We start from the raw sequence: 20,333 nt of genomic DNA, 5'->3' as shown, positions 1-20,333 counted from the left end.
TTTGACGCCGCCATCGATGCTGACCCGCACCCCCGCCCTGCCGCTGGCCGACCAGCTCGCGGCCCGTTTCGCCGAACGCATCCGCACCCGCCTGATGGCGCCCGGCGTGCGGCTGCCGTCGGTGCGCGAATGCGCGCGCCAGCAGGACGTGAGCCCGTCGACCGTCGTCGCGGCCTACGACAAGCTGCTGGCCCAGGGCCTGGTCGAGGCCCGGCCGCAGCGCGGCTTCTTCGTGCGCGAGGCGCCGGCGCGCACCGGCGCCGCGGCGGCCCACCCGCCCGCGGCCGCGGGGCCGGGGCCGCTGCCCTCGGGCTCGCAGATCCATGCCACGGCGCTGATCCGCGGCATGTTCCAGCAGGGCGGGCGGCCGTCGCAGCCCGGCTCGGGCATGCTGCCGCGCGACTGGATGGAGACCGCCTTCCTGCCCGCTGCGGTGCGCAGGCTCGCCGGCAGCCGCGCGCTGGAGAGCAGCTGGCTGACCTACGGCGAGCCGCAGGGCGACGCGGGCCTGCGCGCGGCGCTGGCGCAGCGGCTCGCGCGCATCGACGTGCCGGCCGGGCCGCAGCAGATCGTCACCACGGTCGGTGCGACGCAGGCGCTCGACATCGTGAGCCGCACGCTGCTCCAGCCCGGCGACCCGGTCATGGTGGAGGAGCCCGGCTGGTCGGTCGAATTCGCGCGGCTCGACGCGCTGGGCATGCGCGTGCTGCCGGTGCCGCGGCTGGCCGCCGGGCCCGACCTGGAGGTGATGCAGCGCTACTGCGAAGCCCATGCGCCCAAGCTCTTCGTGAGCGTGAGCGTGCTGCACAACCCGACCGGCTACTGCCTGTCGCCGGGCGGTGCGCACCGGGTGCTGCAGCTGGCCCAGCGCTTCGGCTTCCACATCGTCGAGGACGACACCTACAGCCACCTCGCGCCCGAGCATGCGACGCGGCTGACCGCGCTCGACGGCCTCTCGTGCACCATCTACGTCAGCGGCTTCGCCAAGCTGCTGGCGCCGAACTGGCGCGTGGGCTACCTCGCGGCGCCGCCGGCGCTGGTGGAGCCGCTGCTCGACACCAAGCTGCTGTCCACGCTGACCACGCCGTCGCTGCTGGAGAAGGCGCTGGCCATCGGCATCGAGCAGGGCCAGCTGCGCCGCCATGCCGAACGGGTGCGCGCCCGGCTGGAGCAGGCGCGCGTGCGCAGCGTGCGGCTGGCCGAGGGCGCGGGCTGCCGCTTCGTGGCGGAGCCCGCCGGCCTGTTCGGCTGGGTCGACACCGGCGTCGACACCGACCTGCTGGCCCAGCGCATGCTCGACGACGGCTGGCTGCTCGCGCCCGGCGCGCTGTTCAACGCCAGCCGCCGGCCGGGCACGCTGATGCGCATCAACTTCGCGGCCACGCAGGACGCGGCGTTCTGGAAGGCATTCGTGCGGGCGCGCGACGAGATGCAGAAGGGGCGACGCGAGGGCCCCAGCCCGGACCGCTGCGGCCCCAGCTTTGCCTGCATGGGCGACAGGATCTCGACCGATTCGACCGTGCCCAGGCCCGGCAGGTCGCCGCCGCCGCTGACGAGCAGAGGCGCCCCGGCCGCGAGAGCAGCGTCCATTTCTGGCCAATCGTTCGATTCGACCGGTTGTCTGCGCCGGCGTGCGGCGCAACCCTAGAACCTCGCCCGCAGCGACACCATGACGTTGCGCGGATCGCCGTAGTAGTTGCTGGTGCCGGTCGGGTCGACCTTCTTGAAGTACACCTTGTCGAACAGGTTGTTCACGTTGAGCTGGACCGAATACCGGTCGTTGATGCGGTAGCCCAGCATGGCGTTGTAGACCGCGTAGCCGCCCTGGCGCGCCGTCAGGCCGCTGGCGGTCGTGTAGAAATCGCTCTGCGCCTGCACGCCGCCGCCGATCGTCCAGCCCTGGAGCGCGCCGCCCGGCCTCCAGCTGGTGAAGAGGCGCAGCTGGTGGCGGGGGTCGGCGCTGCGGAGCGGCTGGCCGACCGCGGACGCCGAGCTGTCGCGGATCGTGCGCGTGCGGGTGTCGGTGTAGCCGGCCGTGAGCTGCCAGCCCGGGCGCACTTCGCCCGAGATTTCGGCCTCCCAGCCTTGGCTGCGGGTCTTGCCGCCGTTGATGTAGCAGTAGCCGTTCGTGTAGTGCGGCAGGCAGGGGCTGCCCGAGGCCGTGTCCTGTACGCCCTTGCCCACGTTGTTGATGCGGAACAGCGACAGCGAGGCATTGAGCCGGCCGCCGAGGAATTCGCCCTTGACGCCGGTCTCGAAGTCCGTGCCGCGCACCGGGTCGAGCAGGCGGCCCGACACGTCGTAGTAGTTCTGGGGCGAGAAGATCCCGGTATAGCTGCCGTAGGCGGTGAGGTTCTCCGACAGGTCGTAGGTCAGGGCCGCGAACGGCGTCACCTCGCGGTCCACGCTGTAGTTGCTGCTGGGCGAGGCCGGCGCCTTGTAGTCCCACCAGCTCAGGCGCGCGCCGACGATGGCCGTCAGTGGATCGGCGAGCGACAGCCTGGCCGTGGCGAACGCGCCCTGCTGGCTGGTGCGGGTCTGGGCGCCGCGCGCCGTGACCGCGGCATACGACTCGCCGTAGCTCGTGTACGGATCCCAGGTGCGGATGTCCACGGTCTGCGGGTTGAGGCCGCCGGTGCCGGAGGTCGCGATGGTCTTGATGCGCTGGGCGTCGAGGCCGAACACCAGCTGGTGCCTGCGCCCCAACAGTGTGAAGGGGCCGTCGAGCACGGCGGACGTGGCGTTCTGGTAGCTGGCGTCGCCGCCGTAGATTGAGGTGCTGACGTTGAAGAGGTAGGGGTTGGTGGTGCCGGAGACGCGGGAGAAGTAGGTCTCCTTGAAACCGTCGTTCTTCATCTTCAGCAGGGCGTAGGAGGTGTTGAGCCTGAGCTTCCAGCCGTCGCCCAGCCGGTGCTCCAGCTCAGCGAACGCCTGCGAGTTGTAGCGGTTCCAGCGGTTCCAGGCGGAGTCGAGGTAGGTGTCGCGTGGCAAGCCGAGCGGGGAGCCGTCCAGGTTGGAAGGCAGGTTGCCCCAGGCGCCGGTGGCGTCGAGGTCGGAGTGCTGCAGGCTGGCCGTCAGCGTGGTGCGCGGTCCCAGGTCGGCCTCCAGCACGCCGTAGAGCACCTTGCGCTCTTCCTGGCGGGCCTTCTGGAAGAAGTGCTTCTTGTCGGCCACGGCCACCAGGCGCCCGCGCAGGGTGCCGGCCTCGTTGAGCGGGCCGCCGATGTCGGCCTCGGCGCGCCAGCGGTCCCACGAGCCGGCCAGCAGCCCGGCGGAGGCCTGGAAGTCCTGCGTCGGCCGCTTGCGCACCATGGTGACGGTGGCCGACGGGTTGCCGGAGCCGCGCAGCATGCCCGCGGCGCCGCGCAGCACTTCGATGTGGTCGAGCACGGCCGTGTCGGGCTGCACGAAAACCGAGCCGCTCTGGCTCAACGACAGGCCGTCGACCTGCAGCGAGTCGATGGCGTAGCCGCGCGAGTAGTAGGAGACGCGCTCGCTGTCGGTGTAGTCCACCGTCACGCCTGGCGTGTTCTGCAGGACGTCGTGCAGATCGGGCAGCACGCGGTCGTCGAGGAACTGCCGGGTGACGACGGTCACCGGCTGCGGGATCTCGCGCGTGGACCGCATCCCCTTGAAGACGTTCACGCTGCCGCTGGCGTAGGAGCCCGTGCCTTCGGTCGCCGCCGCGTTGCGCCCGGCCTGCGCGGTGACCGTCACTTCGCACAGGGCCGCGGCCTGCGGGGCGGCGGATTGGCCCGCGTGCGCGCCGGAGCCGCCCTGGAGCGCATAGCTGCCGCCCTCGGTCCGCACCAGCGCCAGCCCGCTGCCGGCCAGCAGCGCCGACAGGGCTTCCTCCGCCGTGTGGCTGCCGCGCAGGCCGGCGGTGGTCCTTCCCTCGGTCTGGGCGGGGGTGAAGCTCAGCACCACGCCGGCTTGGCTGGCGGCGCGTCGCAGCGCGGGCGCCAGCGGGCCGGCGGGGATGTCGTAGGCGTGGCGCGTGGCCGATGGGGCCGCGGGCTGCGGTTGCTGCGCCTGCGCAGGGGGCTGCGCGGCGGCGAGCAGGCAGGCCAGCAGGGCGGCGTGGGCGAGGCGATGGCGCCGCGGATGCGGACGGCGGACGGCAGGCGATGGCATGGGAGGATCCTTGGCGTGCAACGGCTGTTGCGGTCGAGACGAAGCGCTCGCCAGGGAGGTCGCATGAGAATGGGAATCGGGTACGCTTTGTGACCGGATTTTTCGTATAGATGGGTATGTGCTTCAGGAAGGCATGTACAGCTGGTTGTGGGCTAGTATGCGGGGGAGTATGGGTTTCTACAGCGGTATGCCGGCCGGCTCTACGCGCAGCCACCAGCGCGTGCGGGTGCGCACCTGCACCGGCAGCGACAAGGGGAGGGTGGCGAGCACGGCGCCGGTGTCGGCCACCGGGAAGACGCCGGAGATGCGCAGTGCGGCGATGGCCGGGTCGCACTGCAGCAGGCCGGGCCGGTAGCGGGCGAGTTCGGCGAGGAAGGCGTCGAGCCGCATGCCGTCGGCGATGATCTGGCCGCGGGTCCACGCCAGCGCGGCTTCCTCGTCGAGCGGCAGGGCCTGCCCGTCGAAGCCGCGCGGCAGCAGGCGCGACGTCCGGCCGGCGCCCAGCACGCGGGGCGCGCCGCCGCCCGCGGCCGCGAGTTCGACGGCGCCTTCGGCCACGGCGACGGTGGTGGCGCCTTCGTCCTGCCGCACGGTGAAGCGGGTGCCCAGGGCGCGCGCGCGGCCCTCGGCGGTCTGCACGACGAAGGGCCGGGCTTCGCCTTGAGGATGGGCGGTGCTGACGAGGATGCGGCCGGCGCGCAGCACGAGCAGGCGTTCGGCGCCGCCGTAGCGCACGTCCGCGGCGCTGGCGGTGTCGAGCAGCAGGCGGGTGCCGTCGGGCAGCGTGGCCTCGCGCCGCTCGCCGGCGGCGGTGCGCTGGTCGGCCAGCAGTCCGCGGCCGGCGGGGGAGCGCAGGCCGGCCCAGCCGGCGCCGCCCGCGATGCCGGTCCAGGCCACGGCGCGCAGGGCGCGGCGGCGGCCGGCCTGGTGGGCCGCCGCGTTGTCCAGCGCCTGGCGCGCGGCGCCGGGATGGAGCTGGCGCAGCCCGGCCGACAGGTGCTCGATGCGCTGCCAGGCGCGCTCGTGTGCTGGGTCGGCCGCGCGCCAGAGGCGCCAGCGGCGCGTGTCCTCTTCGCCGGCAGTGCCGGACATCAGCGTGGCGAGCCATTCGGCGGCCTCGCGCGCGGTGCGCTCGGGAATGGGCGGCGTTGCCGTCATGGCGTCGGATCGGCGGCGAAGAAGCAGGCCTGGTTGGCGCGCACGATGTACTTCTTGACGGCGTGCACGCTCACGCCGAGCCGCCCGGCGATGCCGGCGTAGTCCAGCCCGTCGAGGTGGGCGAGCAGGAACGCCTCGCGCGCCCGTGCCGGCAGGCTGTGCAGCCCGCGGTCGAGCGCGGCCAGCGCCCGCACGGCCAGCAGCCGCTCCTCGGGCGAGGACTGCAGCGGCGCGGGCAGCGCGGCGAGGGCGTCGAGGTAGTCCTGCTCCAGCGCCTGGCGCCGGTAGTGGCTGGCGAGCAGCCGGCGCGCGATGGTGGCAAGGAAGGGCCGGGGTTCGCGGATCGCCGGGGCCGGTGCGGCCAGGAGGTGCAGGAAGGTGTCCTGCGCCAGGTCGGCCGCGAGCCAGCCGCGGTCGAGCCGGCGGCGCAGCCAGCCGACGAGCCAGGCGTGGTGGTCGGTGTAGAGACGGAGGATGTCGCCGGAGGCGCTGCGGTCGGCCGGTGGCATGGCGGCTGCTTCAAATGAAAATGTCTCTCATTATGAAGGGCGCCGGCCGCGGCCGCGCCACGGCGCGCCGCGGCGCCGCTCCTACGGCCGTGCCGCGTCCAGGTCGCGCAGCACCCGCAGCAGCACGCGGTTGACCTCTTCGGCGCCGAGGTCGTGGGTCTTGCGCAACTGGCGCACGGCCGCGGCGTCGCCGGTCTCCAGGGCGCAGGCCACGTCCAGGCTCGGCGCGTAGGGGCCGGTGCGGGTGACGGTGGCCGCGTAGATGCGCTCGGACAGCGGCAGGCGCTTGAGGATGGTGCCCAGCGGCTCGCGCAGGATGCCGTCGAGCTGCGAGAACAGGCCGCAGAGGTAGACCTCGCGGCGCAGGTCGGCCTCGATGCCGGCGTCGATGAGCTGCTCGGTCAGGCGCGCGCGGATGACCATGGCGCCGCGGATCGGCAGCACGTCGGGCTCGGTGGTGGCGCTGGGCAGCTGGTCGGTGAGCCAGCGCGCGAGCGCGCCGTAGCCCATCATCATCAGGCCGCGGCGCAGCGAGTCGATGCCGGTGCGCAGGCCCAGGGCGGCCGAGTTGGTGAAGACCATGAAGCGGTACGCCAGCAGCGGGTCTTCGCTGAGGATCTGCTCGAAGGATTCGAGCGACTCGTCGGCGTCGATGACCTTGAGCAGGCGCAGCAGCGTGGAGTGCAGCGGCTGGGGCTGGTCGTGGCGCAGGGTGTGCAGCACGTCCTCGGCCGGCCAGCCGGCCGTGCCCCAGGCCTGGCGGCGGTCGAGCGCGTGGTCGAGCAGGGCGCGGTTTTCGATGCCTTCGCAGATCCAGCCCGGCTGCACCGGGCTCTGGTCATGCATGCCGGCGCTCTCGGCCTGCAGCGCGGTGACGGCGTATTCGGGCGGCAGGGTGACGAGGCTGCGGCGGAAGAAGCCGGCCGACGGCGCATCGGGCAGGCGGTCGGCGCCGCCGCGCCAGACCAGCGCGGCGCCGCGCGCATGGGCGGCCTGCACGCGGGCCCGCAGGCCGGGGTCGGTATCGAGCCATTCGCCCGGCACCTCGATCCAGGGTTGGCCTTCGCCGCCGGCGGCATGGGCCAGCAGATCGTGCAGCAGCTGGTGGGTCTGCAGCGACAGCAGCAGCTGGGGCGACGACGGGCCCCAGGTTTCGTGCAGCGTGCGCAGCAGGTGCGGCGCATCGACCGGCGCCTCGCCGTCGTTGCAGACGAAGAGCTGCACGCCGGCCAGCGCCCGGTTGCGGTTCCACAGGGGGCGGTAGCCGAGCGTGAGGCTGCCGAGGACGGATTGGACCATTGCTGCGTGTCTCCAAGTCCGCCTAGGCTAGCGCAGAAACGGTCATGAGATGTAGTTGAAGAGCGAGAGCTTCTGCACCTGCGCGTAGGTGCCCAGCGCGGCCTGGTAGGCGGTCTGCTGGTTCTGCTGGTCGGAGATGCCCTGGATCATGTCCAGGTCCTCGGCGCGCGAGCGGTCGGCTTCGAGCTGGGTGGAGCGGGTCTCCTGCCGGCCGCTGATGCGGTCGGCGCGGTTGAGCAGTTCGCCGGCGTAGCTGCGCGAGGTGTTGAGGTTCTTGAGCGCCGAGTCGATCTGGCCCAGCGCCTGCGCCACGGCCTGCGCGGCGGCGTTGCTGTCGGTGGCGTTGCGGATGCGGTCCACCGCGTTGTCGAGCACGCTGAAGACGTTCTTCTGCGGCGTGATGTCCACCGTGTCGCCGTCGTGCGGTGTGCCGGTGGCGGTGATCTTCAGGCCGTCGAAGGTGATCTCCTGGCCGTCCACGTAGGGCTGCGGCGTGGCGGTGACCGGCGTGTTGGTGGTGGTGTCGACGATCTGGTAGGTCTTGGCGCCGGTGGTGGCGTCCACCGCGAAGCTCAGCCGGTAGCTGTCGCCGGTCGCCACGGGCGAGCCGGTGATGGCGACCGGCGTGGTGGCCAGCGGCTTCTCGCCGTCGGCCAGCGGGAGGGTCGGGTCGGCCAGCGTGAGCCTGGCGTCGAACACGCCGTCGCGCTGCGGGTGGAAGTTCCAGGCCAGGTCGCCGTCGAGGGTCTGCGGGATCCAGACCTCGCCGCTGGCCGACTGTCCGGCCAGCCCCTGGTAGGTGTAGTCGTCGGGCGCGGCGTTGCCGGTGGACGCGAAGGGCGTCCCGGCGCTGCCCAGGCCGCTGAAGACCGGCAGGCCGTTGGTGTCCTGGGTGTTGGCCAAACCCAGCAGCTGCTCGGAGATGGCCTTGATCTGGTTGGCGATGGTGGCGCGGTTGTCGGCGGTGAGCCCGGCGCCGCCGGCCTGCACCACGAGTTCGCGGGCGTCCTGCAGCAGGTCGACCGAGTTCTTGAGCGTGGATTCGGTCAGCGCCATGGTGTTGCGCTGGTTGTCGAGCGCGCGCTGGTCGGCCTGCACCCGGGCGATGCGGGTGATGGCGCGCTCGGCCTGGGCAGCGGCGGTCGGGTCGTCGCTCGGGCGCAGCACGCGCTTGCCGGAGGTCAGGTTCTCCTGCAGCTGGGTCAGCGAGGCATAGCGCGCCGTCAGGTTGCGGATGGTGTTGTCCAGCGCGTTGTATGAGCCCACACGGGTGTAGTTGGCGGCCATGACTGCTCCTCCTGATGCGATGGGGTTGGGGGTATAGTTCTGAAATAACTGAAAATTAAGCGCTGTGGAGCACCACAGGGTAGGGTATACCTGCGCATCGCGGTCAGCGGCCCATGTTGGCGATCAGGCTGTCGAAGATGCCGTTGGCGATCTGAACCATCTTCGAGCAGGCCTGGTAGGCCTGCTGGAACTGCAGCAGCCGCGCGGCCTCCTCGTCGAGGTTGACGCCGGAGACGGCGGTGCGGTCGCTCTCGGTGCTGGCGGCGATCTGGTCGGACACGCTGGAGGCGTACTGCGCGGCCTGGGTGCGCACGCCGATCTGCGCGATCAGGCTCGCATAGCCGTCGGACAGCGAGCCGCCGTCGAACAGCGTCTTGTCGCGCCGGTTCATGAGCGCGCTGGCATTGCCGGCGTTGCGCTGGGAGAAGTCGGAGGTGGCCTTGCCGACCTGGATCGTGTCGCCGTCCTGCGGCGAGCCGGTGAGCTTCAGCTCCCAGCCGTCGATGGAAATGGTCTGGCCGGGAACGTAGCTGGCGGTGGTGCCGCTGGCGGGAGTGCCGGAGCCCGTGACCGTGTAGGTCGCCGGCGGCCCGGCCGCGAAGGTCAGGGTGGCCGCGTAGCCGGTGGTGGTGGCGTTGGCGCCCAGCGCGGGCGTGGCCTGCAGGCTGGTCACCGCCAGCGAGCCGGTGTTGGTGGAGGCGATCGACGCTTCCACCGGGTTGGCCACGGCCAGCTCGCGCGGCGAGGAGAACGCCATCTGCATCTGCGACGCGGCCGTGGCGTAGGGCTCCAGCACGTAGGCGTCGCCCGCGTTGGGCGTGCCGCTGACGGTGAGGGTCAGGCCCGTGCCGGAGGCCGTCTGGATCGTCGGCGGCGTGCCGGAGACGGTGAAGTTCTCGGCCACGCCGTCGGACAGCCGGGTGATGCTGCCGCCGGTGGCCGAGGTGAACAGGATCTGGTAGTTCGACGCTTCGAGCTGGCTGGCGTCGCCGACCGTGGCCGACACGGTGGCCGTGCCGGTGTTGAAGCTGGCCGCGCGCGCGTCGGGGATGGTGATGGGCGTAAAGAAGTTGCCGCCGGCGTTGCCGTTGAAATCCACGCCCACCTGGTGCTGCGCGTTGACCGTGGTCGCCAGCGACAGCGCCAAGCGGCCCAGCAGGTTGGCGCCTTCGGTCAGGTCCTTGTTGTAGAAGCGAAGGTTGCCCGCGATCTCGCCGCCTGCCAGGTGAAACTCGTCGATCGAGGTCTCCACGCCGTCGCGGTCGGCCATGAGCTTGAGTTCGCCGTAGTCGTCGGTTTTCAGCGCGAGCTGCGCGGTCGTCGTGCCCAGCACCACCGCCTGGTTGCCGACGAAGACGCTCAGGGTGCCGTCGCTGGCCGCCACGGTGGAGGTCTGGGCGTACTGATTGAGCTGCGAGACGAGCTGGTCGCGCTGGTCGAGCAGGTCGTTGGGCGTCTGGCCGTTGCCGGTGGCGCGGGCGATCTGGTCGTTGACCGCGGCGATGCGGCCGATGATGCTGTTGGCCGAGGTCACCGAGTTCTGCAGCTCCTGCGAGACCCCGCTCTTCAAGTCGCCCAGCTGCTGCGACGCCTGGCGCAAGCGCGCGGTCAGCTCGTCGGCGCGGGTGAGCACCACGCTGCGCGCGGTCAGGTCGGTGGGCGCGCTCACCACGTCGGAGAACGCGTTGAGCATGTCGGTGATCGCGGAGCCCAGGCCGTCGGTGCCGCTCGGGAACACGTCCTGCAGCTGCGACAGCCGCTGCGAGCGGGCCGCGTCGAGTGCGGCGGTGGACTTGGCCAGCGCCGACTGCTTGGTCAGAAACTCGCTGTAGTTGCGCTGCACCGTGACCAGCTCGACGCCCTTGCCGATGTAGCCGCCGCCGGAGAACTGCCCGGCCACCGGCGACAGCACCGTCGTCTGCCGCGAGTAGCCCGGCGTGTTGACGTTGGCGATGTTGTGGCCGACGGTGTTGAGCACGGCCTGGTTGGCCATCAGCGCCCGGGCCGCGACGTTGAGCAGGCTGCTCATCGGTGGGTTCTCCTCTCTCTTTTCTCTCCTGTGCGCTGCCCATCGCGCGCAACGCATGCCTCGCTGCGGCCGAGGCCAGCAGGCGCCGCGCAGGGGCGGCCCCGCCGCGCTGGCGTCGCCCCCCTTCCCGCGAAGCGAGAGAAGGGGGGAGCAACGGAGTTGCTCGGGGGAATGGTCATGCGCTTGGGCTGGCCTGCAGGCGCTGGGCGCTGCGGCTGGCAGAAAGATCCTGCGCCACTGCGGCGGCGCTGTGGATCGCGCGGCCGAGCTTGGCGGCATAGGCCGGGTCGGTCGCATAGCCGGCCTTTTTCAGCGCCGAGGCATAGGCCGTGGCCGAGCCGGTCTGCGCGCGCGCGTGGGCGTAGCGCGGGCTGCTGGTGATCATGTTGGCGTAGTCGCGGAACGAGTCCTCGTAGGAGTCGTAGGCGCGGAACTTCGCGGTCACCTTGCGCGGCACGCCGCCGACGTATTCGGTGGTGGTGACGGTTGCCACCTTGCCGGTCCAGCCGGCGCCGGCCTTGATGCCGAACAGGTTGTACGACGGGCTGCCGTCGCGGTTCTTGATCTCGCTCCTGCCCCAGCCGGTCTCGTGGCCGGCCTGGCCGAGCATGAAGGCCGCGGGCAGGCCGCTGTCGGCCTGCACCCGCGCGGCCGCGTCGGCATGGCGCTGCACGAAGTCGGCCTGCGAAGCGGTGGTCTTGACGTTAGCCGGCGCCGCGCTGCGGCCGGCCTGGGCGGTGGATGCCGCCGGCAAGGAGCGCAGCGCGCCCAGGCTCACCGTGGAGGTCATGCCCTCGGCCGCGTCGCCGCTGGCGTCCTGGCCCATCTGGCGCATGAGCTGCCTGGCGATCAGGTCCGACAGGCCGCCGCTCTGGCCCGACATCTTCACGGCGAACTGCTGGTCGAGCATGTCGTTGCCCAGGTTTTCCTGCGCGCTCTCGAACATGCCGGACTTCATCGTGGCCTCGCGCATGCTCTTCATCACCTCGCGCATGAAGAGCGACTCGAACTCCTTGGCGGCGGTCTTCACCGCGGCCGGGTCGTTCTGCGAGGCGGCGTACTTCAGCGCATTGAGCGAGCGCGTGTCCGCGGCGAGGGCGTTGGACGTCGACTGCTGCACCGCGAGCGCGGAGGTCGTGGAGCCGAATGCCATGGTGCGGGTTCTCCTGTCGCGCGTCAGATCACTTCGAGCTCGGCGTTGAGCGCGCCGGCGGCCTTGATCGCCTGCAGGATCGCGAGCAGGTCCTGCGGCGTGGCGCCGAGCGCGTTGAGCGCGCGCACCACGTCGACCAGCTGCGGCGAGGCCGGCATCTGCATGAGGATGCCCGGGTCCTGCTTGATCTGGATATTGCTCTTCTGCGCCACCACGGTCTGGCCCTGCGACAGCGGCCCGGGCTGGCTGATGACCGGCGTGGAACTGATGCTGATCGACAGGTTGCCGTGCGCGACCGCGCAGGGGCCGAGCGTGACGGCCTGATTGAGCACAATGGAGCCGGTGCGCGCGTTGATCACCACCTTGGCCGAGGGCGCGCTCTGCTCCAGCGGGAGTTCCTCCAGCTCGGCGATGAACGTCACGCGGGCGTCGGGTTCGGTGGGCGCCTGCACCTCCACCGTGCGGCCGTCGAGCGCGCGCGCACGGTTGGCGCCCTGGGCGCGGTTGATCGCCTGGGCCACGCGGCGCGCGGTCTGGAAGTCGGTCGCGTTGAGGCCCAGGCTGATGGTGCTGCCTTCCTGCAGCGGCGTGGGTACCGCGCGCTCGACCTGGGCGCCGCCGGGCACGCGGCCGGCGCTCAGATGGTTGATCTGCACCTTGCTGCCGCCGGCGGAGGCGCCGGCGCCCCCGACCACGAGGTTGCCCTGGGCCAGCGCGTAGATCTCGCCGTCGGCGCCGCGCAGCGGCGTGGCGACCAGTGTGCCGCCCTTGAGCGACTTGGCGTTGCCGGTGGAGGACACCACCACGTCGATCGCCTGGCCCGGCTGCGCGAAGGCCGGCAGCTCGGCCGTCACGATCACCGCGGCCACGTTCTTGAGCTGCGGCGAGGTGGTGACGCTCGCGGGCAGCTTCACACCCATCTGCTCCAGGTAGTTGGCCAGGCTCTGCGTGGTGTAGGGCATCTGCGTGGTCTGGTCGCCGGTGCCGTCGAGACCCACGACCAGGCCGTAGCCGGTCAGCTGGTTGCTGCGCACGCCCTGCACCGCGGCCACCTCCTTGATGCGCAGCGCCTGCGCGGGCACGGCGGCCAGCAGCGCGGCAAGAGCCAGCAGGGGCGGAGAGAGAAGGCGGGCGAGGCGGGTCATGGCGCGGATTGTCCGCAGGATCAGAACGGCAGAACGTTCAAAAAGACCCGGGACAACCAGCCAGTTGCCTGGGCTTCAGCCTGCGCGCCGCGGCCGCGCGACTCCACCCGCACGTTGGCGACCTGGCTGGAGCTGACGATGCTGCCCGGCTGCAGCGCGCGCGGATCGACCGTGCCGGAGAAGCGCAGCACGTCCACGTTCTGGTTCACGCCGATCTGCTTCTCGCCGGTCACGACGAGGTGGCCATTGGGCAGCACCTCGACCACCGTCGCCGTGATCGCGCCCGAGAAGGTGTTGGCGCTGGAGGTGCCGCCCTTGCCCGAGAAGTTGTTTTCGCTCGACGCGCCGATGCCGGTCTTGGCCGCCAGCGATGCGGCGCCGAAGAACGGCAGCGCGCTGATGCCGGCCTTCACGTCGTTGCTGCGGTCGATGGTGGAGGTGGACTGCTGGCTGGCCGTCACGTTCTCGACGATGTTGATCGTCACCACGTCGCCGACCTGGCGCGCGCGCCGGTCCTCGAAGCCCGGCCGGTAGCCGCTGGTGCGAAACAGGCTGCCCGAAGCCGGCAGGTTGACGCCTGCCACCTGCTGCGGGCTCAGCACCGGCGGCGCGGTGCTCAGCACGTCCACCTGCGGCGCCGGCGACAGCGTGCCGGCGCAGCCGGCGCACAGCACGGCGGCGCAGCAGGCGGGGAGGGCGCGCGGGAAGAAGATCTTCATCGGGGGGCTGCGGATCAGAGCTGGGCCAGTTTCTGGAGCATCTGGTCGGAGGTCTGCACCGCCTTCGAATTCATCTCGTAGGCGCGCTGGGTCTGGATCATGGTGACCAGCTCCTGCACCACGTTCACGTTGGACGTCTCGACGAAGCCCTGCATGATCGTGCCGATGCCGTTGGTGCCGGCCACGCCCTGCTGGGGCTGGCCCGACGCGGCGGTCTCGGTGAAGAGGTTCTGGCCGCGCGGCTCCAGGCCGGCCGGATTGACGAAGTTGGCCAGCGTGATCTGCCCGACCTGCTGCGGCTGTACGTTGCCCGGCAGCGTGACCGAGACGGTGCCGTCGGCGGCGATGCTGATGTTGGTCGCATTGGCCGGCACGGTGATGCCGCCGTTGACCGCCAGGCCGCCGGAGGTCACGACGCGGCCCTGGCTGTCGAGCTGGAAGCCGCCGTCGCGGGTGTAGCCGATGGTGCCGTCGGGCAGCGTGACCTCGAAGAAGCCGTTGCCGCGGATGGCCACGTCCAGCTTGTTGCCCGACTGCTGCAGGCTGCCCTGGCCGAAGTTGCGGCTGGTGGCCACGGTGCGCACGCCCAGGCCGACCTGCAGGCCGGTGGGCAGCTGCGACTGGTCGGTGCTGTTGGCGCCGACCTGGCGCAGGTTCTGGTAGATCAGGTCCTCGAACACGGCGGTGGCGCGCTTGAAGCCGTTGGTCGAGACGTTGGCCAGGTTGTTGGAGACGACGTCGAGCTGGGTCTGCTGCGCCTCCATGCCGGTCTTGGCGATCCAGAGCGAATTGATCATGTGGTTCTCCTTCGAGGCGTCAGCCGTTCACGCCGTCACGCTGAGCAACTGGCTGGCGGACTTGTCGTCCGATTCGGCCGTCTGCAGCAGCCGCATCTGGTGCTCGAAGCTGCGGGCGGCATCGATGATGCTCACCATCGACTCGATGGCGTTGACGTTGGAGCCCTCGACCGCGCCGGTCTGGATGCGGGCGTTCGCATCGCTTTGCAGCGGCTCGCCGTCGGGCGTGCGGAACAGGCCGTCGGCGCCGCGCTGCAGGCGCGTGCCCGCTTCGGGCGTGACCAGCTTGAGCCGCGCGAGCTGGACGGCGGGCTGGTCGCCGGTGCGCACGCTGACCGTGCCGTCGCTGCCGAGCGTGACCTCGGAATCGGGCGGCACGTCGATCGGCGCGCCGCCGTCGGACAGCACGGTCTGGCCCTTGTCGTTGAGCAGCTGGCCCTGGGCCGTCACCTCGAAGGTGCCGGCGCGCGTATAGGCCTCGGTGCCGTCCAGCGCCTGCACCGCGAACCAGGCGTTGCCCTGCGGCATGGCGTCGAGGTTGCGGCCGGTGCGCTGCACCGGGCCGGGCGTGTCGACGTAGCCCGCGGTGGCCTCCAGCGAGAACACCCGGGTCTTGGCGCCGTCGCCCTGCACCGGCACCGCGCGGAACGACATCATCTCGGCGCGGAAGCCGTTGGTGGTCGCGTTGGCCAGGTTGTTGGCGAGCACGGCCTGCCGGCTGGCCGTGGCCGAGGCGCCGGACATCGCGGTGTAGATGATATGGTCCACGGGGTATATGCCTTACGAGGGCGTGGTTCGAACGCTATGGGAGACTACTGGTCAGGGTATCAGCGCAGGTTGACCAGCGTGGACATGATCTGGTCCTGCGTCTTGATGGTTTGCGCGTTGGCCTGGTAGTTGCGCTGGGCGGTCATCATGTTGACCAGCTCGGCGGTCAGGTCGACGTTGGAGTCCTCCAGCGCGCCCGAGCGCAACGCGCCGAAGCTGCCGTCGGTCGGCGTGCCGTAGGTGGCCTGGCCCGAGGTGGAGGTCTCGACCCACTTGTTGCCGCCGATCGACGCCAGGCCCTGCGTGTTGCGGAAGCTGGCCAGCGCGACCTGCCCTTCGGCGCGGCTGACGCCGTTGGAATAGCGCGTCGTGATCGTGCCGTCGTCCTCGATGTTGATGCCGGTGAGTTCGCCGGAGGCATAGCCGTCCTGGCTGAGGTCGGACACCGAGAACTTCGAGCCGTACTGGGAGACGTCCGCGAAGTCGAGCGTCACGTTGTAGGCCGCGAGGTTGTTCGGATTCGGCGGCGTGGGCGCCACCGAGAGCGTGAGCGAGAAGCCGCTGACGATCGCGCCGGTGTCGTCGAACACGAGCTGGCCGACCGCCGTGGCCGTGGTGTCGAGCGAGTCGTACACGTTCCAGGTGTTGTTGCCGTTCTTCTCGAAATACAGGCTCACCGGCTTGGCCACGCCCTGGCTGTCGTAGACGTTGAGCGAAGTGCTGTAGGTGGAGCGCGGCGTGGCGGCCACCGGCGGCGTGGCCGTGGCGTCTCCGGCGGCATCGGTCGCGCGGGCGTCGAGGTTGAAGCTCGCGGTGATCTTGGTGGTCTGCTTGGCCGCGATGGGTGCCGAGGTCGGGAAGACCAGCGGCACGGTGCTGGACGAGGTGCGCAGGCCGGTGTCCGGGTCCAGCGTGTAGCCCAGCACCTTCGATGCGTCGTTGGTCACGAGGTTGCCGCTGGTGTCGAGCTTGAAGTCGCCGGCGCGGCTGTAGGCCAGCGAGCCGTCGGTCTGCTGCAGCGCGAAGAAGCCGTTGCCGTTGATGGCCACGTCCAGGCTGTTGCCGGTGACCCTGACGTTGCCCTGGTCGAACTGCTGGGCCACGGCCTGCACCTCCACGCCGATGCCGGAGCTGCTGCCGCCGGTCTTGCCGGCCGTGGCGATCAGCTCGGCGAACTCCGCGCGCGAGGACTTGAAACCCGTCGTGTTGGCGTTGGCGATGTTGTGGCCGATCACGTCGAGGTTCTTGCTCGCCGCGTTGAGGCCCGAGAGCCCTTGTTGAAAACTCATGGTGATTCCCCTGCCGGTGGTGGTTAAAGGATGGCCTTGACCTTGGCGTACTCGACGCTGCCGGCCTTCTCGAGGTTGAGCTTGAGCGCGCCGCTGTCGGCGCCGACGGACACCACCTTGTCGCGGGTGTAGGCGGTGCTGGCGACCGATTCCGTGCCGGCCTTGGCGACCACGGTGAAGGTCGGCGTGCCGCTGCCGGCATAGCTCGACGCGTCCCAGGTGAAGTCGTGGCGGCCGCCGGCCTGCGCGCCGAGCTTGATCGTGTCCACCGTCTGGCCGCCGGGCGTGAGCACCTGCACGGTCACGTCGGTGGCGTCGCCGGCCAGCTCGAAGCTGCCGTTCGCCTGCCGGGTGTCCGCATCGATGGCGAGCGTGTTGCCCTCGGTCAGCACGGTGCGGCCGACGAGCGCGCTGCCCTGCATGACCTGCAGCGTGCTGAACTGCTCGGCCAGGCCCTTGACCGTGGCATTGAGCTGCTGGATGCTGGTGACCGTGTTGATCTGCGCGATCTGCGAGGTCATCTGCGCGTTGTCCATCGGGTTCATCGGATCCTGGTTGGCCAGCTGCGCGACCAGCAGCTTGAGAAAGCGGTCCTGCGCGGCATCGGCGTCGGTGATCTCCTTGGCCGTGCCGCTGCTGGACTGGAGGTTGAGCACCGCGGAGCTGCCGCTGGTGGAGGAGGTGCTGGCGACCATGGCGTGTTTCCTGGAAAGGCGGGCCTCACTGGCCCATCTGCAGCGTCTTGAGCAGCAGCGTCTTGGCCGTGTTCATGACCTCGACGTTGTTCTGGTAGGAGCGCGAGGCCGAGATCATGTTGACCATCTCCTCGACGGCGTTGACGTTGGAATGCGTGACGTAGCCCTGCGGGTCGGCCAGGGGATGGTTGGGCTCGTAGACGCGGCGGCCCGGCGCGTCGTTCTCGGTGATGGCCGACACGCGCACGCCGGCGGCCGCGTCGCTGCCCTGTGGCGTGGTCTGGAAGACCACCTGGCGGGCCTTGTAGGCCTGGCCGTCGGGGCCGGCCACGGCCTCCACGTTGGCCAGGTTGGAGGCCACCACGTTGAGCCGCTGCGACTGCGCGCTGATAGCGCTGCCGGAGACGTTGAAGATGGAGAACATCGACATGGCCTGCGCCTTCGTTTACTGGCCCTGGATGGCCGTGAGCATGGTGCGCGACTGCCCGTTGATGAAGCGCAGCGCGGCCTCGTAGCGCACCGAGTTGTCGACGAAGTTGGCGCGCTCGCGGTCGATGTCGACCGTGTTCTGGTCGAGGTTGGGCTGCGACTGCACCGCATAGCCCAGCTCGGCGGGCCGGCCCAGCGACGTGGTCGATGCGGTGTGGGCCACGGCCGGCAGCGGGATGTGGCGTGCATCGGTCGTGGTGCCGCCTGCGGCGAACTCCACCGCCGCCTGCGTGCCGGCGCCGGCGTTGGCCGCGCGCAGCGCCGTGGGGAAGTCGAAGTCGCGGCCCACGTAGCCCGGCGTGTCGACGTTGGCGATGTTGCTCGCGATCGTGCGCTGGCGCTCGGCGCGCAGCAGCAGCGCGCGGCTCTGGAAGTCCAGCGTGCCCGTCAACTTGTCCAGCATGCGAAGCTCCTCGCGCAACGGCGGTGGATGGGTGGGGGAGGGCGCGGCGCCATGGCGCACGGACAGCCCTCCGGCGTGCAGGCATTGTCGAAGCCGCCCGCCGCGGCGAAGCGCGGAAGAACCGGGCGAAATGCGCGCAGTTCGGCCCATCGGTGCGGGCCGCCGGCCCTAGAGTGCAGGACGTCGCCGTGCGCCGGCTGCTTTCTTCCCCCGAGGTCCCCGCCATGTCCCTGCCGTCCCGCTCCATCCTCTCGCCCCTGCTGGCCGCCGGGCTGGCGCTGGCCGCCGGCGCGGCCTGCGCCCAGCAGGCCGAAGCCGACCTCGTGCGCATGTCGCAGAAATGGATCGACGACACGCTGGCCCGCCAGCCCGTCGGCGGTCCGGTGCCGCTGCGGCTGGAGGTCGGCGTCGGCGCGCTCGACAGCCGGCTGCAGCTGGCGCCGTGCAGACATGTCGAGCCCTACGTGCCGGCCGGCTCGCGCCTGTGGGGCCGCACGCGCCTGGGCCTGCGCTGCACCGACGGCCCGGTGCGCTGGAACGTCTTCATCCCGGTGACGGTCAAGGCTTTCGGGCCGGGCTGGGTGCTCAACGGCAACGTCAACCCCGGCGCCGTGCTCAACGCCGGCGACGCCTCGCCGGCCGAGGTGGACTGGGCGGCCGACAATGCGGCGGTCTTCACCGACCCGGGGCAGTTCACGGGCCAGATCGCCGCGCGGGCCCTGCAGGCCGGCCAGGCGCTGCGCCATGCGATGGTCAAGGCCCCGGCGCTGTTCCAGGCCGGCGCCCAGGTCCGGCTGGTCGCGCAGGGCGGCGGTTTCTCGGTCGCCACCGGCGGACAGGCCATGGGCACCGGTGCCGCGGGCCAGACTGTGCGGGTCCGAATCGACAATGGCCGTATCATCTCGGGCACTGTTCTCGAAGATGGAACGGTGCAGGTGGCCATCTGAGCCGGCCGGCCATGTTTTCGCTAAAGTTGTCCGGAACGCCGCCGAAAACCTGGCGACGCAGCCCCGCGAGCAGGGGCGCTGGAGAGAGCGATGAAGATTGGTCAGGCAACCCCGGACCTGCCCGGCGCGAGCGGCGCGGCACAGTCCCAGAAGTCCGTCAGGAACAACACCGCCAGCAGCAGCGATGCCGCTGCTGCACCGGCCGCGCCCGCCCGGGACGCGGCATCGAGCACGTCGGGCGTGCCCGTCACCGTCTCGACGCTGGCGCGTTCGCTGGATGCGGCCGACAAGGCCAGCAACGGCGAATTCAACGCGGCGCGCGTCGATGCGGTCAAGAAGGCCATCGACCGCGGCGAGTTCACGGTCGATGCCGAGGCGGTGGCCGACAAGCTGCTGTCCAACGCCCAGGAGCAACTGGTGCGTTCGCGGTCCACGCCGCAATCCTCTTCCTGAGCGCGCTGCCGGCAGGCCGGCGCGCGCCGCTCCCGCGCGCCAACGGCTTCGGGCGGCCTGCCGCGGCCGCCGCTCCTCTCTCCACCTCCGCTCCCCCCGCTCAGCCATGAACCTCAACGCGCCTCTCGACCAGGCGCTGTCCGCCGTGGAGCAGCAGCTCGACGCCGTGGACGGCGCCTTCTTCGCCGCCGACACCGGGGCGCTCGAACGCGAGGGGGCGGCGCTGCGCCAGGCCAGCGCCGCCTTCGCCCACACCCTGCAGCGGCAAACCGCCTCGGCCGCGGCGTTGTCGCCGGTGCTGCAACGCCGCGTGCGCTCGGTCGCCCAGCGTCTGTCGGGCCAGCGCGAAGCGCTCGCCCGCGCCGCCGTGGCCGCCGAGCGCCAGGCCGCCTGCCTCGTGCCCGAACTGGCCGACGCGCCGACCTACGGCGCGGCCGTGGGGCGCAGTGCCGGCGGCGGCGCTGCGCGCCTGTACAACAAGGCCGCACGGTAATCTGCACCGGATGCAGCGCAGCCCTTGCGCTGCGGAGGTGCTCCATGACCACATCCATCCAACTCGACCCCGCCGTCGAACAGCGGCAGGAACTGGTCGAGCGAAGCCTGGCCGATCTCGACGATTGCGACCGCGCAGACGCGATAGCCCAGCGCGTGCGCAGCGGTCAGGAGAAGGTTGTCAGCCTGGAGGACGCGGAGCGCGACCTTGGCCTGGCGGATTGAACTGACCGCCACCACTGTTCGGCAGCTTGGCAAGCTCGGCTAACGCGTGGGAAATCACCGCATCGTCTGTGACATTCGCGACGGTGCGCGCCTCGTCCTCGTGATTGAGGTAGGTCACCGCAAGGAAATCTATCGGTAGCCCGGAGGGCATGGTCCTGGAGCGTATGACAACCAAGCGCTCCAGGGGGTAGGGCCCGGGGGTATGTATAGATGTCTGATCTTGCCCCCGTTTCACGGACACCCCTATAAGCGATTAACTATCGCAATAGGAGGTGGACGATGACCAAGAGCAAGGCAGGCAGAAAGGGGCAGGAGTTCAGCCTGGAGTTCAGGCAGCAGGCA

The 20,333-nt window shown here is 70.8% G+C and carries 21 protein-coding genes; 6 read left to right on the top strand and 15 right to left on the bottom strand.

Going from position 1 to position 20,333, the window contains the following annotated elements; genetic code table 11:
• The first annotated feature begins 16 nt into the window (after nucleotides 1-16).
• A complete protein-coding gene (locus GAK38_RS17545) occupies nucleotides 17-1,648 on the top strand; it encodes an aminotransferase-like domain-containing protein (protein ID WP_325346259.1) in 1,632 nt (543 codons plus the stop codon).
• Here GAK38_RS17545 and GAK38_RS17540 read toward each other — a convergent pair.
• From GAK38_RS17540 to flgB, 15 genes are all read right to left on the bottom strand, one after another.
• On the bottom strand, nucleotides 1,645-4,134 hold the full coding sequence (locus tag GAK38_RS17540; protein WP_325346258.1) for a TonB-dependent siderophore receptor: 2,490 nt from the start codon (nucleotides 4,132-4,134) through the stop codon (nucleotides 1,645-1,647). The two genes, GAK38_RS17545 and GAK38_RS17540, sit on opposite strands and share 4 nt — an antisense overlap.
• A 177-nt stretch (nucleotides 4,135-4,311) precedes the next feature.
• Entirely contained in the window at nucleotides 4,312-5,292 is a 981-nt protein-coding gene (locus GAK38_RS17535; protein WP_325346257.1) for a FecR domain-containing protein, read from the bottom strand.
• Nucleotides 5,289-5,801 (bottom strand): sigma-70 family RNA polymerase sigma factor, encoded by a 513-nt coding sequence (locus tag GAK38_RS17530; protein WP_325346256.1) that lies wholly within the window; start codon nucleotides 5,799-5,801, stop codon nucleotides 5,289-5,291. The genes GAK38_RS17535 and GAK38_RS17530 overlap by 4 nt, the downstream gene beginning before the upstream one ends.
• A gap of 81 nt (nucleotides 5,802-5,882) precedes the next feature.
• The gene (locus GAK38_RS17525; RefSeq protein ID WP_325346255.1) at nucleotides 5,883-7,100 is read right to left on the bottom strand and encodes an HDOD domain-containing protein; all 1,218 of its coding nucleotides are present in this window, start codon (nucleotides 7,098-7,100) and stop codon (nucleotides 5,883-5,885) included.
• A 42-nt stretch (nucleotides 7,101-7,142) separates the two neighbouring features.
• Nucleotides 7,143-8,387: a flagellar hook-associated protein FlgL gene (gene flgL / locus GAK38_RS17520; protein ID WP_325346254.1), complete on the bottom strand. Its 1,245-nt coding sequence runs from the start codon at nucleotides 8,385-8,387 to the stop codon at nucleotides 7,143-7,145.
• A gap of 103 nt (nucleotides 8,388-8,490) precedes the next feature.
• The gene (flgK, locus tag GAK38_RS17515) at nucleotides 8,491-10,416 is read right to left on the bottom strand and encodes a flagellar hook-associated protein FlgK (protein ID WP_325346253.1); all 1,926 of its coding nucleotides are present in this window, start codon (nucleotides 10,414-10,416) and stop codon (nucleotides 8,491-8,493) included.
• A gap of 175 nt (nucleotides 10,417-10,591) precedes the next feature.
• Nucleotides 10,592-11,569 carry a flagellar assembly peptidoglycan hydrolase FlgJ gene (gene flgJ / locus GAK38_RS17510; protein WP_325346252.1) on the bottom strand — a complete coding sequence of 326 codons (978 nt, stop codon included), beginning with the start codon at nucleotides 11,567-11,569 and terminating at the stop codon, nucleotides 10,592-10,594.
• Between the two features lie 23 nt (nucleotides 11,570-11,592).
• The gene (locus GAK38_RS17505; protein WP_325346251.1) at nucleotides 11,593-12,714 is read right to left on the bottom strand and encodes a flagellar basal body P-ring protein FlgI; all 1,122 of its coding nucleotides are present in this window, start codon (nucleotides 12,712-12,714) and stop codon (nucleotides 11,593-11,595) included.
• Between the two features lie 20 nt (nucleotides 12,715-12,734).
• On the bottom strand, nucleotides 12,735-13,433 hold the full coding sequence (locus GAK38_RS17500) for a flagellar basal body L-ring protein FlgH (protein ID WP_325346250.1): 699 nt from the start codon (nucleotides 13,431-13,433) through the stop codon (nucleotides 12,735-12,737).
• A gap of 14 nt (nucleotides 13,434-13,447) precedes the next feature.
• Nucleotides 13,448-14,230 (bottom strand): flagellar basal-body rod protein FlgG, encoded by a 783-nt coding sequence (gene flgG, locus GAK38_RS17495; RefSeq protein WP_325346249.1) that lies wholly within the window; start codon nucleotides 14,228-14,230, stop codon nucleotides 13,448-13,450.
• A gap of 27 nt (nucleotides 14,231-14,257) precedes the next feature.
• Nucleotides 14,258-14,998 (bottom strand): flagellar basal-body rod protein FlgF, encoded by a 741-nt coding sequence (flgF, locus tag GAK38_RS17490; RefSeq protein WP_325346248.1) that lies wholly within the window; start codon nucleotides 14,996-14,998, stop codon nucleotides 14,258-14,260.
• A gap of 59 nt (nucleotides 14,999-15,057) precedes the next feature.
• Nucleotides 15,058-16,287: a flagellar hook protein FlgE gene (gene flgE, locus GAK38_RS17485; protein WP_325346247.1), complete on the bottom strand. Its 1,230-nt coding sequence runs from the start codon at nucleotides 16,285-16,287 to the stop codon at nucleotides 15,058-15,060.
• A 23-nt stretch (nucleotides 16,288-16,310) separates the two neighbouring features.
• Nucleotides 16,311-16,982 (bottom strand): flagellar hook assembly protein FlgD, encoded by a 672-nt coding sequence (locus tag GAK38_RS17480; RefSeq protein ID WP_325346246.1) that lies wholly within the window; start codon nucleotides 16,980-16,982, stop codon nucleotides 16,311-16,313.
• A gap of 25 nt (nucleotides 16,983-17,007) precedes the next feature.
• Nucleotides 17,008-17,412: a flagellar basal body rod protein FlgC gene (gene flgC / locus GAK38_RS17475; protein WP_325346245.1), complete on the bottom strand. Its 405-nt coding sequence runs from the start codon at nucleotides 17,410-17,412 to the stop codon at nucleotides 17,008-17,010.
• A 15-nt stretch (nucleotides 17,413-17,427) separates the two neighbouring features.
• Nucleotides 17,428-17,874 carry a flagellar basal body rod protein FlgB gene (gene flgB / locus GAK38_RS17470; RefSeq protein WP_325346244.1) on the bottom strand — a complete coding sequence of 149 codons (447 nt, stop codon included), beginning with the start codon at nucleotides 17,872-17,874 and terminating at the stop codon, nucleotides 17,428-17,430.
• Nucleotides 17,875-18,098: 224 nt separating this feature from the next.
• Here flgB and flgA point away from each other — a divergent pair, with 224 nt between their 5' ends.
• The 5 genes from flgA to GAK38_RS23995 all read left to right on the top strand — a co-directional run bounded on the left by flgA (nucleotide 18,099) and on the right by GAK38_RS23995 (nucleotide 20,130).
• Nucleotides 18,099-18,821 carry a flagellar basal body P-ring formation chaperone FlgA gene (flgA, locus tag GAK38_RS17465; RefSeq protein ID WP_325346243.1) on the top strand — a complete coding sequence of 241 codons (723 nt, stop codon included), beginning with the start codon at nucleotides 18,099-18,101 and terminating at the stop codon, nucleotides 18,819-18,821.
• A 90-nt stretch (nucleotides 18,822-18,911) separates the two neighbouring features.
• Complete coding sequence (gene flgM / locus GAK38_RS17460) at nucleotides 18,912-19,274, top strand: flagellar biosynthesis anti-sigma factor FlgM (protein ID WP_325346242.1); 363 nt, start codon at nucleotides 18,912-18,914, stop codon at nucleotides 19,272-19,274.
• A 106-nt stretch (nucleotides 19,275-19,380) separates the two neighbouring features.
• Nucleotides 19,381-19,767 carry a hypothetical protein gene (locus GAK38_RS17455; RefSeq protein WP_325346241.1) on the top strand — a complete coding sequence of 129 codons (387 nt, stop codon included), beginning with the start codon at nucleotides 19,381-19,383 and terminating at the stop codon, nucleotides 19,765-19,767.
• Nucleotides 19,768-19,811: 44 nt separating this feature from the next.
• Nucleotides 19,812-19,991, top strand: a complete 180-nt coding sequence (locus GAK38_RS17450; RefSeq protein ID WP_325346240.1) for a hypothetical protein — start codon at nucleotides 19,812-19,814, stop codon at nucleotides 19,989-19,991.
• A gap of 46 nt (nucleotides 19,992-20,037) precedes the next feature.
• Complete coding sequence (locus tag GAK38_RS23995) at nucleotides 20,038-20,130, top strand: type II toxin-antitoxin system RelE family toxin (RefSeq protein ID WP_443089236.1); 93 nt, start codon at nucleotides 20,038-20,040, stop codon at nucleotides 20,128-20,130.
• Nucleotides 20,131-20,333: the final 203 nt, after the last annotated feature.

The sequence above is a fragment of the Xylophilus sp. genome (assembly GCA_009914555.1).
In the GTDB taxonomy this organism is placed as follows: domain Bacteria; phylum Pseudomonadota; class Gammaproteobacteria; order Burkholderiales; family Burkholderiaceae_C; genus WNDY01.
The sequence above is the reverse complement of the archived record's forward strand: the minus strand, read 5'-3'. Positions and strand labels throughout refer to the sequence as shown.